This is a genomic window from Marinovum sp. J2-8 (genome assembly GCF_055808435.1).
This window is the reverse complement of sequence record NZ_JBVVRZ010000005.1, coordinates 122,870-135,471: the sequence shown is the minus strand read 5'-3', so window position 1 is coordinate 135,471 and position 12,602 is coordinate 122,870. Positions and strand designations below refer to the sequence as shown.

Here is a 12,602-nt window from a genome sequence, read left to right as displayed (position 1 = left end):
TAGGCACACGATTAAAGGGTCCTGACCCTAAGATGTGGCGCGGGCAAACCGCCGGTTCTGCCAGGTTGGCCAGCCCAGGATCTGGCTGACGGTGACAAACCGCAAGCCGCGCCCCGTCAAACCGTCCAGTGTGCGCGGCATGGCATCAATCGTGCCGCGATGGATGTCATGGCTCAGAATGATCGCGCCCTTGTGGGAATGCTGCAAAATACGTTGCGCCACCACATTGGCCCCCGGCCTGCGCCAATCCACCGGATCCACCGACCACAGGATGGTGGGCAAATTGCGCTGGCTGTTCAGCCAGGTCCGCTGGCGGCGGGTAAAGGCCCCATATGGCGGACGAAAGGTCACCGGCGGCCGCCCGGTGGCATTCCAGATCGCCATTGTGGTGTTGTCGATCTCTTTCAGTACATTGGCGTTGGAATAGCGCGACAAATCGGGATGCGACCAGGAATGGTTGCCAACCTCATGGCCCTCGTCGGCAATCCGGCGGGCAATCTGCGGCCAACTCTTCACCCGATTGCCAATCACATAAAAGGTCGCCTTGATCTTGCGCTCGCGCAACATGTCCAACAGGCGCGGGGTGTTCTTCGGATGTGGCCCATCGTCAAAGGTCATCGCCACCACCGGCGACGGCGTGCGTACGGCGGTGATGGTGGCCGCATCACGTGCGACAATGTCATTTGGCAGCCGAATGACAGGTTTGGCCGCGGCCATTTCGGGAAATACACCAGCCGCAGCTGTCCCAGCCCCCAGGATCAGGGCCTCACGTCTTGAAATCAACAAAATAATCCCTCCCCAGGGGTCACGGCTGGCAGACCGCGCAAAAATTCAGTTCCAAACAACAAAGCCCGGCAAGCCGCTAATATCAAAGGAAAATTTTAAAACCGCCCTGTGCCCTATGGCCAAAGAGCCTAAATCCCACATCATCTTGTGGTTTTTCACAGGCGTCTGTGGCGAAAAAGCTGCATTAATTGCAGCGAAGCCGCTTGACGCGCCCGGCACCATGGCCTAATCAGCCCGAACGCGCGGTTGTAGCTCAGCTGGTTAGAGTGCCGGCCTGTCACGCCGGAGGTCGCGGGTTCGAGCCCCGTCAACCGCGCCACTTACCCTAAAGTCGTTGAAACGACATCGCCCAATTTCGTGACACATTGGGCGCTTGGCCTGCGCCGATCCGGCCGCCAGTATCCCTCAATACCATTTCCGCAAATCTCCTGCGGTCTTGCGCCGCTGCACCTCCGGCCTCTCCATTTCTTCTTGGTCAAAATATCCCGGGGGTCTGGGGGCTGGCCCCCAGTTTTGCACAAGGCTTCTCGGCCCGCTCCGGCGGGGCGACTGTATGATTGCACCAAATCAGAACCTGCAATTTTCGCCGCCAAACCCACAAAGACCAATCACGCGACGCAATTGATAAAAAACCCGGCCAAAGGTGCTTTTTGTCGTTGACGGCCCGCGGCGCTTATCCTATTCCGCCCCTCACGCGCGGTTGTAGCTCAGCTGGTTAGAGTGCCGGCCTGTCACGCCGGAGGTCGCGGGTTCGAGCCCCGTCAACCGCGCCACTTACCTTCTTCAGAATGATCGCAAATCTGCGGTCATCACGCGCCAAACATCATCCCTGAATGTGATATCCCATCGCCGTCTCCAACGGTTGATCCAGTCGTGACATCATCCAGTTGCGATCGCCCTCGGGCATCTTTTCCGGTGTCGGCGGGCGATGTGCCACTGCGGGTTTGAATTTTGCCCCCAGACGTTTGGTCACCGGCTGATAGGGGCGGAAAGTCCCGCAATTCCCAACCCGGCAGCCAAACCCGCCAAAAACGCCTCTGGCGCGGCTTGCACGGCCTCCAGGCGGACAAAAACAACATTTGGGTGGCGGTTGGCAAACCCAAGCAAGGCCGCCATCTTGACCGCCCGCAGCTCAAACAGATCGCGATACATGTCGCCGGTGATCGGATGGCGATCCGCCTGCAAAACCTGGCCGCGATATTCAGGCCCATCGGCCCAGGGGAAATAGCGCGGCCGGTCAACACGTGTGTCCCAGGGCGCGCGGATGAAATCGGAAAACGCCATTTCCTGCATCGGCGGGCGACAGTGCCAGGGTTTGGCATGCATCGACAGCGCCCATTTTTCCGCGCCGCGAAACACGCAGACCACCACCAGATCGCCAGGGATCGCCAACATCGCCGGCACCCCATGTTTCCAGCCCAGCACGTCCGAGTTTGCCAATCCGCTGTTGCCATCAATCAACCGCTTGATGAAATTGGTCCCCGACGACCGCTCGCCCATGACCTGAAACCGTTTGGGCGCTGGGCCCCGGTGGCGGATGGACCAGCCGTCGGTGCGCAGATCATCCAGGATCGAAACTGTCATCGCGGCCCTTTGCCGTTTGCTGAAAGGCGTTTACGCTTTATTCTATGGAAAAGTGGTAACCGGGTGGTAAAGCCCGTGCAAGAGCAGGACACGCAGATGCAAACAACAGCCGCCGCACTGACCATGGTGCGCGACGACGCCTTTTTCCTGCGCGCCTGGCTGCGCCATTACGGCGACCAGCTGGGGCGCGAAAATTGCTACATCGTCAATCATGGTCGCGGCACAGAGGTCGCCGAACTGGCGCAGGGCTGCAATATCATTGGCATTCCCGGCGATCCGCACCCGAATTTCGATATGAAACGCTGGCGGATGCTGAACAATACCGTGCAGGGGCTGCGCTGTTATTACGATCATGTGATTGTGGGCGACGTGGATGAATTGGTGGTGGTTGACCCGGCGGTGGCCGGGGGGCTGCTGGATTTCCTGCGCGATCAACCTCTGCGCCAGGTTCTGACGCCCGTGGGGCTGGAGGTGCTCCACCGGATTGATATCGAAGATCAGCCGATCACCGATCACATCCTCGGGCCGCGCCGTCATGTGCGGGTCGCGCCGCATTATTCCAAACCCTGTGTGGTGTCGCTGGGCACCAAAATCGCGCGGGGCGGGCATTTCACCCAAGCCGGGAAACTGCGGACGCCAGAGGCTTTGTTGCTGTTTCATCTGAAATTCTGTGATTTCGGCAATTACGTCGACACAATGAACCGCCGCAATGCGGTGACGGCGGATGTCGGGGCCGGGGTCAAGGAGGCCTCGATCGGTCGCCATTGGTTTGCTGAGGCCCGTGGCGAGGATCGGGCGGTATTTGACGCCTTTGCCACGCGTGAGATGGTAGAATTTGACCTGACCGGGGTGCGCAAGCGGATGCACCGGACATGGAAGGCGCGCGGCGAAACCGGGTTCTGGCAATTCGACCGGCGCGAAAACACGCGCCAAATGCTGCTGCCAGAACGTTTCATCGGGCTTGTCTGAGGCGCTGCATTGATTGGACCGCTTTGGCGGCGGGCATAGATTTTGGGCTTTTCCGGTCAAATTCGGGCTGTGGGGGCTCGCCTTTGGTTCTCTCCATTGATGGATTGGGATAGTCGGTCCGTAGACAAGGACTGAAGTCTGAAGAGGACAAACACCCCATGCCCAGTGAACTCTATCTGCAAAACGCAGCACTCAGCCTGTCGGTTTCGTCGCTTGGCGCCGAGATGCAATATCTGCGCACCCATGATGGCGACGACTTGCTGTGGCATGGCGACACGCGGTTCTGGGGCGGGCGGGCCCCGGTTCTGTTTCCGATTGTCGGGCGTGCGGTCGACGACATGATTGCCGTGGATGACTTCAGCGCAAAGATGGCTCAACATGGTTTTGCCCGCCGCAGCAACTTTGCGCTCAAGGAACAGAGTGATGAGATGTGCTGCCATGTGCTGCGCGACACGGACGACAGCCGGGCGGTCTATCCCTTTGCACTTACATTGGAAATTTCGCACCGGCTGGACGGGGCGACGCTGCATGTGACCGCGCGGGTGGAAAACGAAAGCGACCGGGTGATGCCCTTTGGCTTTGGGTTTCATCCGGCGTTCTGTTGGCCACTGCCCGGGGCTGGGACCGGGACTGGGATCGGGGCCGGAGATGGGGACGCAGTGCATCATGTGTCGTTGGCGTCGGGCGGCGCGCCGGACATGCGGAGACTGGAGGGGGGATTGCTGCGTCGCGATCCGATCCCCGGTCCATTTGTGAATGGGCGTCTGGAGATTCGCGAAGAGCTGTTTGTCGATGATGCCCTGGTGTTCCCGAACGGTTCGGATGCATTGTTTTATGGGCTTCCCGATGGGAGGGGCCTTGAATTCATCTTCACGAACCTGCCGGATCTCGCCCTTTGGCGCCCCACCGGCGCACCGTTTCTGTGCATAGAGCCCTGGCATGGCACCGCACCCCATGTCGGTGATGGCCATCAAATCGCTGACCGGCCCAATTCCGTTGCGTTGGACCCGGGCCAAAGCATCGAATTCGGCTATTCGGTCACTGTGGCGCTGTGATTGCTTGTCCGGTCACTTTGGCCGGAAACCGGGACAGAGAACAGCGCCCCGCGATGGGCAAAGGGTGCGCAGCGGATGCGCACCCCGCCGGTTACTGCGGCGCGTGGCAGACGGCCTCGATATTGTTTCCATCCGGGTCGCGCACAAAGGCACCGTAATAATCCGCGTGATAATGCGGGCGGGGGCCGGGGGCGCCGTTGTCGGTGCCGCCCGCCGCCAGTGCAGCGTCATAAAACGCGCGGACCTGGGCATGATCGGCCGCAACAAAGGCGAAATGACAGGGCGGGGTCTGGGCCGCGCCCTCGCTGAGCCAGAATGTCGGGCGATCGGTGCCATAGCCACAGACCTTGACCCCGCCGGTGTGTTCCAGCGGAATTTCTATCATCACCGCCCCGCCCAACGGGGCAAGGGCGGCATCGTAAAAGGCGCGGGCCGCGTCAAAGTTCGACACGCTAAGGCCGGAATGGTCGATCATGGCAGGTCTCCTGTGTTTCTGCCTGACCGTCTTATTGACCGCCCTTGACAGTTTTCGTCAGGAGCCCGCCTGGGCCCCGATTTTTTCCAACACCCGCGCCCAGCTGCGGGTGCCTTTGTGGAAACTGGCCAGATCATATTTCTCGTTCGGGGAATGGATCTGGTCATCATCCTGACCAAAGCCGATCAGCATCGCCGGCATCGACAGGTAATCGCCGAAATAGCCCGCAATCGGGATCGAGCCACCACAACCGGCAAAGACCGCCGGATTGGGCCATTCGTCCGACAGCGCCTGGCGGGCGGCTTCGAACATCGGGGAAGAGGTGTCCATCGTGGCGGCCGGCGATGCGCCATGTGCCTTGAACGTCACGCTGCAATCGGGGGGCAGTTGTGCGGTCACATAGGCGCGCAATGCGTCGCGGATGGTTTCTGGGTTTTGTTGCCCGACCAGACGGAACGACAATTTCGCATGCGCCTGCGATGGCAACACGGTTTTGAACCCTTCGCCGGTATAACCGCCCCAGATGCCGTTCACGTCACAGGTCGGGCGCGACCAGATCATTTCCAATCCGGTGCGCGTCGATTCGCCCGCCGGTTCCGACAGGCCCACCGCCGACAGGAAATCCCGCGCCCGTTCCGATGGATCGCCCAGGGCCGCCCATTGGTCGCGGATCGCCTCGGGCAGCTCTGGCACATCGTCATAAAACCCGGGCAGGGTGACGCGCCCCATATCATCATGCAGCCCCGCCAGAATGCGCGACAACACCCGGATCGGGTTCATCGCAATGCCGCCGAACATGCCGGAATGAAGATCCTTGTCCGGGCCGGTGATGGTGATTTCCTCGCCCACCAACCCGCGCAACATGGTGGTGATACAGGGGGTGTCCTGATTCAACATGCCGGTGTCGCAGATCAAGGCAATGTCCGAGGTCAGCTCTGCGGCGTTCTCTTTCATGAAGGGAATAAGCGAGGGCGAGCCGCTTTCTTCTTCGCCTTCGAAAAAGAAGGTGATGCGGCAGGGCAATTTGCCATGCACGGCAATATAGGCGCGACAGGCCTCGATAAAGGTCATCAACTGGCCTTTGTCATCCGATGCGCCGCGGCCGCGAATGACCCGGCCATTTGGGGTGTCCTCGATCTTGGGATCAAAGGGATCCGCATGCCACAGATCCAGCGGGTCAACCGGTTGCACATCGTAGTGGCCGTAAAACAGCAAATGCGGCCCGGTGTCGCCCAGATGGCCGATCACCATCGGATGCCCCGGCGTGGGGCATTTGCGCGCCTCGGCGCCAAGAGATTGCAGATCCGCAACCAGCCAATCCGCCGCTTTCTGGCAGTCTTCGCGATAGTCCGGGTCGGTTGAAATCGACGGAATCCGCAGAAGTTCCAGCAAGCGGTCAGATGCCGCATTGAGATCGGAATCGATTCGGGTCAGAACAGGCGAAATATCCATGGGCAGTTTCCTTTTTGCGTCAGACCCTAACGATGCGGAAACGACTGTCCAGTGACCTTTGATTTGGATCAATGCCCGAAGATGGGGTCAGGTATTACATAGGTTGTCAGGCGGGGGGCCCCGCTGTATTTATTCATGATCGTGAATTTGACCGCGACGGGAAATCCGCCACGGTCCGGTTCCAACGCAGGGCAGACCGCCCCACGCAAACGGAGGTGACCCGGTGACCCATAAAGTGGATTTTACCGAGAAGCTTGAAACTGCTCTGAACCGTCTTCACGAAGAAGGTCGCTATCGCACGTTCATCGATATCGAACGGAAGCAGGGTCAATACCCGCATGCCATCTGGCGCAAACCCGATGGCAGCGAACAACCGATCACCGTTTGGTGTGGCAATGATTACCTTGGGATGGGGCAGCATCCGGTTGTGCTGGATGCCATGCACGAAGCGATTGACGCCACCGGCGCCGGTTCGGGCGGCACGCGCAACATTTCCGGCACCACCATCTATCACAAGCAACTTGAGGCTGAGCTTGCCGATCTGCATGGCAAGGAATTGGCGCTGTTGTTCACCTCGGCCTATATCGCAAATGATGCAACATTAAGCACATTGCCCAAATTGTTCCCGGGTCTGATCATCTATTCCGACGCATTGAACCATGCATCGATGATCGAAGGCGTCCGGCGCAACGGTGGGGCCAAGCGGATCTTTCGTCATAACGACATCGCACATCTGCGTGAGCTGCTTGCGGCCGACGACCCGGACGCGCCAAAGTTGATCGCTTTTGAATCAATTTACTCGATGGATGGCGATTTCGGCCCGATCGAGGCGATTTGTGATCTGGCGGATGAATTCGGCGCGCTGACCTATATTGATGAGGTCCATGCGGTGGGCATGTATGGCCCGCGCGGCGGTGGCGTGGCGGAACGTGATCGGCTGATGCATCGGTTGGATATCATCAACGGCACCCTGGCCAAGGCCTATGGCGTGATGGGCGGCTATATCGCCGCGAGCGACAAAATGTGTGACGCCATAAGATCTTATGCGCCGGGGTTCATCTTTACCACGTCGATCCCGCCTGCGGTTGCTGCCGGGGCTGCGGCCTCTGTGCGGCATTTGAAAACCGATCAGGCGCTGCGCGAACGTCACCAGACCCAGGCCAGCATTCTCAAGCTGCGGCTGAAGGGCATGGGCTTGCCGATCTTTGATCACGGCACCCATATCGTGCCGGTCATCGTGGGCGATCCCAAGCACACCAAAAAGCTGAGTGATATGCTTTTGGAAAGCTATGGGATCTATGTTCAGCCCATCAATTACCCCACCGTGCCCCGCGGCACCGAGCGGCTTCGCTTTACGCCGTCGCCGGTCCATGGACCGCGGGAAATGGATGCACTTGTCAACGCGATGGACGATCTTTGGTCGCATTGTGCGCTGAATCGCGCCGACCTATCCGCATGATTTTCTTTGTCACTGCAATTTCTCTTGTTCCGTGCTAACGTTAGCGCAACAAGTGGGGCGGCACGAATCGCCCTACGCCTTAGGGGTAAGGCATAAGTCAGGGCAGCGGAAAGACGGGGCAGAGACGTATGATTGGGCGCAAATCGCGGCGCGATAAAGCTTTACCAGAGACAGATGTCGGCCCCCGCGGTTTTGACGATTTTGATCTGCGCCTTGGTGATTTGATGCGCGGCGAACGCGCCACCATGGGCAAGTCCCTGCTGGATGTGCAGCGCGAATTGCGCATCAAGGCAGCCTATATCGCGGCCATCGAAAACTGTGATCCCGAAGCATTTGACACCCCCGGTTTCATCGCCGGGTATGTGCGGTCTTATGCGCGGTATCTTGGGATGGACCCGGATTCCACGTTTCAGAAATTCTGCGCCGAAAGCGGTTTCATCACCGCCCATGGCATGTCCGCCGATGCATCGAGCGCGCGAAAGCCCTCTGCGCCGTTGACGACCAGAGCCTCTGGCGAGCGGGATATTTTCAAAGACCCCAACATGCCGTTCACCCCGGCAAACGACAGCATTCTGTCGCGAATCGAACCCGGTGCCGTCGGGTCGATGATGGTTCTGCTGATGTTGATCGCCGGGATCGGCTATGGCGGGTGGAGCGTGTTGCAGGAAATTCAACGGGTGCAACTGACCCCGGTGGATCAGACACCAATTGCCCTGGCCGAGCTTGATCCGCTTGAAGGGGCAGGGCGTATTGCGCCCCAGGCCGGGAGTCCGACCCGGATAAGGTGCGCGCAGCGGGGGTCTTTACCCCGCCGTCCGAGGAGCCGCTGGACAGGCTTTACCGCCCACAAGCTCTTGATGTGCCGGTGCTGATTGCGCGGGATGCGCCGATTTCAACGCTGGATCCTTCGCGGGTCGGAAGTTTCGCCCATGCGTCGCGCGAACGCGCGCCGACAATTGCCACCGCCAGCGCCGCAGCGTCGGGCGATTTGCCCTTGCAGCAGGCGATTGCCAATATTCTGCCGCAGGTTCTGGAACCCGCAACGCCGGGGGTTCAACTGGTGGCGGTGCGCCCGGCCTGGGTTCGGGTGCGCGGCGCGGATGGATCGGTGGTCTTCGAGGCGGTGATGAATGCCGGCGACACCTATGATGTGCCGCAGACCGACGATCCTGCGACCCTGCGGGTTGGGGCGTCCGGCGCGATCTATTTCGCGGTCAACGGCCAGACATTTGGCCCCGCAGGCCCACGTGGCGCTGTGACGTCGAATGTGGTTCTGGCCGCTGCCAGCCTGACCGAACGGTATCAGCCTGGCCGATCCGACCAAAGATGCCGATCTTGAAAAGATGGTGGCAGAATTGAACCTGCGTGTTGGCTCTGTTCCTGCTGCGCCGGTCGGCGAATAACCTGTCTCTGCCCGGCTTGTGCGGATCCATGCGGATCCGGTGACATTGACACATTGCAAAACCGACAATCCTGACTAGGTTGCAGGACAAATCACCGCTGTTGCAGGGATGTCCGATATGAGCCTTAATCACGTCCGCCCGTGGCGCAATATTTACCGCCGCAAGAGCCGTCAGGTGATGGTCGGCACCGTGCCGGTTGGCGGGGATGCGCCGATTTCGGTGCAGACCATGACCAACACCGTGACCACCGATGTCAAAGGGACATTGGCGCAGATCATTCGCGCGGCAGATGCCGGGGCGGATATTGTGCGGGTTTCGGTCCCGGACGAGGATTCGGCCCGCGCGATGAAGGAAATCTGTCGCGAAAGCCCGGTGCCGATCGTGGCCGACATTCATTTCCACTACAAACGCGGGATCGAAGCGGCCGAGGCCGGCGCTGCCTGTCTGCGGATCAATCCCGGCAATATCGGTTCCGAAGACCGGGTGCGCGAAGTGATCCGGGCAGCCCGCGATCATGGCTGTTCGATGCGGATTGGGGTCAATGCCGGATCGTTGGAAAAACACCTGTTGGACAAATACGGCGAACCCACGCCCGAGGCGATGGTCGAATCCGGTCTCGACCATATCAAGGTCTTGCAGGACAACGATTTTCACGAGTTCAAGATTTCCTGCAAAGCCTCTGACGTGTTCATGGCTGCCGCTGCCTATCAGGCGCTGGCAGATGCGACAGATGCGCCGATCCACCTCGGGATTACCGAGGCTGGCGGGCTGACATCCGGCACCATCAAAAGCGCCATTGGCATGGGCAATCTGTTGTGGATGGGGATCGGCGACACGATCCGCGTCAGCCTGTCGGCGGATCCCGTGGAAGAGGTCAAGGTTGGTTTTGAAATTCTGAAATCCCTTGGCCTGCGGCATCGCGGTGTGAACATCATTTCCTGCCCGTCCTGTGCGCGGCAGGGGTTCGATGTGATCAAGACGGTTGAAACGCTGGAGCAGCGTCTGGAACACATCAAAACCCCGATGAGCCTGTCGATCATCGGCTGTGTGGTGAATGGTCCGGGCGAGGCGCTGATGACCGATGTCGGTTTCACCGGCGGCGGGGCAGGCAGCGGCATGGTCTATCTTGCGGGCAAGGCCAGCCACAAAATGTCCAACGATCAGATGATTGATCATATCGTCGAAGAGGTCGAGAAGAAGGCAGCGCAACTCGACGCCGCCGAAGTGAAGGCCGCGGAATAAGGCGCAAAATACGGCCCCGCACCATTTGAACCGCTTTCGGGTCGTGGTGCGAGGCCGCTTGTTTTGGCTTTAGCTGTCGGCGCGGGTCTGTTCGACGACCTGGCGCATGGCATCCAACGGCAGATAGCCGCGCAGCATGGTGTCACCCATCACAAAGGTCGGCGTGCCGTTGATTTGCAGCTTTTGCGCCAGGGCGCGGGTGTCGGCGATGATGCGCGCGACTTCGTCGCTTTTCATCTCGGCCAACACGGCGTCGCTGTCCAGCCCCAGCCCATCAGCCAGGCGGCGCAGCGCGGTGTCGCTTACGCTGCCGTTAAAGGTCATCAAGGTGTCGGAGGCCGCAACATAGGCATCGTCGCCAGCCACACGGCGCACCGCGATGGCGAATTTCGAACTTTCGAGGCTGTCAGGCCCCAGGATCGGGAATTCCTTGGTGATGAAGCGGATGTTGCCGTCTGAAGCGATCAATTCCTTCACTTCGTCATGCGCCTTGCGGCAATAGCCACAGCGGTAATCCATGAATTCGACAAGGGTGATGTCACCGTCCAGGTTGCCGCCGACATGGCTGAAACCATCGTCAAAAATCGCCTCGGCGTTGTTGCGCACCAGCGTTTCATCCATGTTGTCCTGAGCGGCGGCATCGCGGCGTTTCATCTCGTCCACGGCTTCAAAAATCACCTCGGGGTGGTCCAGAAGATATGCGCGGACCTCGGCGCGAAACGCATCGCGTTCCGGATCGGTCATCGCGGTCAGGTCGCTGGCCAATGCTCGGCCGGCAAGGGCAAGGGCGCTGGTCAAAGTGATTGTCTTGAAAAGGCGGGTCATGGCGGTTCCTGTTATCATGGGGCGGCTCAGCGCAGGTTCTTGGTGGCAGAAAGCACATCCTGCGCCCGCCGCCAAGGGCCGGAACCCCGCGGCAAAAGCGCTTCGGCGCGGGTGGCGTGAAGACGGGCGTCCTTGGCCTTGCCCAAAAGGGCATAGCGTTCGGCGGTCAGAAGCGAGGCCATGCCATTGTTGCCAAGTTTGGCATTGGCCACCGCCAGATCGCGCAGGATGCGCGGATCGCGGAAATCGCGGGCGCGGGCCTTTTCCAGCGAGTTCAGCGCCGCACGCGGGTTGCCCGATGCCAGTTCCGCCCGGCCCAACCCGCCAAGGATCAGCGGCTCACTCGGGGCCAGACGGTTCGCGGCGCGGTAAACCTGTGCGGCATTTGAAAACTGGCGGTTTTCCAGCAGGATCTGGCCCTTCAGCTCCATATAAAATGCATCCCGCGGGCGCAGCGACAGCGCGCCATCCATGGCCTGCAATGCCTTTTTCAGGTTCGAAGATCGGTGGTGGGCAATGGCTTGACGCATCAGGGCAATGTCCTTGGTCGCGCTGGCATTGGCCCGCCGCAGGGTCCAGCTGGGGGCGCGCAAAAACGCAGAGAGTTTGCCCTGGGCGCGGGCAAACCAATATTGCGCCGCAGGGTCGGATTGGGTTTTCACCTTGTTGCCCGCGACAAAGGCCTGAGCGGCGCGCAGCCGGTCACGTGTCAGCGGATGGGACCGCATATAGGGGTCTTGCCGCCCGACGCTCAGGGCCTCTTGCCCGCGAAAGATGTCATGCACTTCGATTGCCGCCTTGGGGTCGATGCCGGCGCGCACCATGGCCCGCAGGGCGCTGATATCGGCCGAGCTTTCTTCGGCGCGGGAATGGGCCAGAAAATTGCGCAAGGCCGAGCTTTGCAATCCGATCGCCACACCGGCGCCGGCGCCTGCATTGCCCGAAGCGGCGGCGGCAGCGGTTGCAATGATGATCCCAAGGCCCGCAGCGGTGCTGGCGGCCCGCGCATTGCCGGTGCGGCGGGCGATATGGCCGTTGCTGATATGGCTGGCCTCATGGGCAATGACATATTGCAGGGCCGGGGCGCTTTTCAGCTTCATGATCAGACCGGAATGCAAAAAGATATGCTGATTGTCCGCCACAAAGGCATTGAGCGAGGAATCGTTGATCACAATGATTCGTGTCGAGGACGGCAGGCCCGCAGCGCGCAGGATCGGCGCGGCGATCTGTTTCAGCGCGTATTCCACATCCGCATCGCGGATCAACCCACGCGCGGCGGCGGGCAGGGCCAGCATGGCCCAGACCAGCATCGTTGTCACAAGGCGCGTAAGTATCTGCATTGACCTGCCTGT

At 60.2% G+C, this 12,602-nt stretch carries 12 protein-coding genes and 2 tRNA genes; 8 read left to right on the top strand and 6 right to left on the bottom strand.

What is annotated here, in order from left to right; translation table 11 throughout:
• Window positions 1-27: 27 nt before the first annotated feature.
• A complete protein-coding gene (locus AC0L4F_RS15825; protein ID WP_244689947.1) occupies window positions 28-783 on the bottom strand; it encodes a polysaccharide deacetylase family protein in 756 nt (251 codons plus the stop codon).
• Between the two features lie 245 nt (window positions 784-1,028).
• On the opposite strand from AC0L4F_RS15825, the gene AC0L4F_RS15820 reads away from it, so the two are divergent.
• Together AC0L4F_RS15820 and AC0L4F_RS15815 are read left to right on the top strand one after the other, a co-directional pair.
• A tRNA-Asp gene (locus AC0L4F_RS15820) sits at window positions 1,029-1,105 on the top strand.
• Window positions 1,106-1,482: 377 nt separating this feature from the next.
• Window positions 1,483-1,559, top strand: a tRNA-Asp gene (locus AC0L4F_RS15815).
• 196 nt (window positions 1,560-1,755) lie between these two features.
• On the opposite strand, the gene AC0L4F_RS15810 is transcribed toward AC0L4F_RS15815, so the two are convergent.
• Entirely contained in the window at window positions 1,756-2,370 is a 615-nt protein-coding gene (locus tag AC0L4F_RS15810; protein ID WP_244689945.1) for a hypothetical protein, read from the bottom strand.
• 96 nt (window positions 2,371-2,466) lie between these two features.
• Here AC0L4F_RS15810 and AC0L4F_RS15805 point away from each other — a divergent pair, with 96 nt between their 5' ends.
• Together AC0L4F_RS15805 and AC0L4F_RS15800 are read left to right on the top strand one after the other, a co-directional pair.
• A complete protein-coding gene (locus tag AC0L4F_RS15805) occupies window positions 2,467-3,339 on the top strand; it encodes a glycosyltransferase family 2 protein (RefSeq protein ID WP_244689942.1) in 873 nt (290 codons plus the stop codon).
• Window positions 3,340-3,497: 158 nt separating this feature from the next.
• Window positions 3,498-4,394 (top strand): aldose 1-epimerase family protein, encoded by an 897-nt coding sequence (locus AC0L4F_RS15800; protein ID WP_244689940.1) that lies wholly within the window; start codon window positions 3,498-3,500, stop codon window positions 4,392-4,394.
• A gap of 91 nt (window positions 4,395-4,485) precedes the next feature.
• On the opposite strand, the gene AC0L4F_RS15795 is transcribed toward AC0L4F_RS15800, so the two are convergent.
• Both AC0L4F_RS15795 and AC0L4F_RS15790 read right to left on the bottom strand, forming a co-directional pair.
• The gene (locus AC0L4F_RS15795) at window positions 4,486-4,869 is read right to left on the bottom strand and encodes a VOC family protein (protein WP_244689938.1); all 384 of its coding nucleotides are present in this window, start codon (window positions 4,867-4,869) and stop codon (window positions 4,486-4,488) included.
• Between the two features lie 57 nt (window positions 4,870-4,926).
• Window positions 4,927-6,321 (bottom strand): M20/M25/M40 family metallo-hydrolase, encoded by a 1,395-nt coding sequence (locus AC0L4F_RS15790; RefSeq protein WP_244689936.1) that lies wholly within the window; start codon window positions 6,319-6,321, stop codon window positions 4,927-4,929.
• Window positions 6,322-6,556: 235 nt separating this feature from the next.
• On the opposite strand from AC0L4F_RS15790, the gene hemA reads away from it, so the two are divergent.
• From hemA to ispG, 4 genes are all read left to right on the top strand, one after another.
• A complete protein-coding gene (gene hemA / locus AC0L4F_RS15785) occupies window positions 6,557-7,780 on the top strand; it encodes a 5-aminolevulinate synthase (protein ID WP_244690409.1) in 1,224 nt (407 codons plus the stop codon).
• 128 nt (window positions 7,781-7,908) lie between these two features.
• Entirely contained in the window at window positions 7,909-8,652 is a 744-nt protein-coding gene (locus AC0L4F_RS15780; protein ID WP_348524111.1) for a helix-turn-helix domain-containing protein, read from the top strand.
• Window positions 8,640-9,119, top strand: coding sequence for a DUF4115 domain-containing protein (locus tag AC0L4F_RS15775; protein ID WP_348524110.1), 480 nt, complete (start codon window positions 8,640-8,642; stop codon window positions 9,117-9,119). Before AC0L4F_RS15780 ends, AC0L4F_RS15775 begins: the two co-directional genes overlap by 13 nt.
• Before the next feature lie 181 nt (window positions 9,120-9,300).
• Window positions 9,301-10,425 (top strand): flavodoxin-dependent (E)-4-hydroxy-3-methylbut-2-enyl-diphosphate synthase, encoded by a 1,125-nt coding sequence (gene ispG, locus AC0L4F_RS15770; RefSeq protein WP_244689935.1) that lies wholly within the window; start codon window positions 9,301-9,303, stop codon window positions 10,423-10,425.
• A gap of 69 nt (window positions 10,426-10,494) precedes the next feature.
• Here ispG and AC0L4F_RS15765 read toward each other — a convergent pair whose 3' ends face one another.
• Both AC0L4F_RS15765 and AC0L4F_RS15760 read right to left on the bottom strand, forming a co-directional pair.
• Window positions 10,495-11,250: a DsbA family protein gene (locus AC0L4F_RS15765; RefSeq protein ID WP_244689934.1), complete on the bottom strand. Its 756-nt coding sequence runs from the start codon at window positions 11,248-11,250 to the stop codon at window positions 10,495-10,497.
• 26 nt (window positions 11,251-11,276) lie between these two features.
• Window positions 11,277-12,590, bottom strand: a complete 1,314-nt coding sequence (locus tag AC0L4F_RS15760) for a M48 family metalloprotease (protein WP_244689933.1) — start codon at window positions 12,588-12,590, stop codon at window positions 11,277-11,279.
• Between the last annotated feature and the right edge of the window lie 12 nt (window positions 12,591-12,602).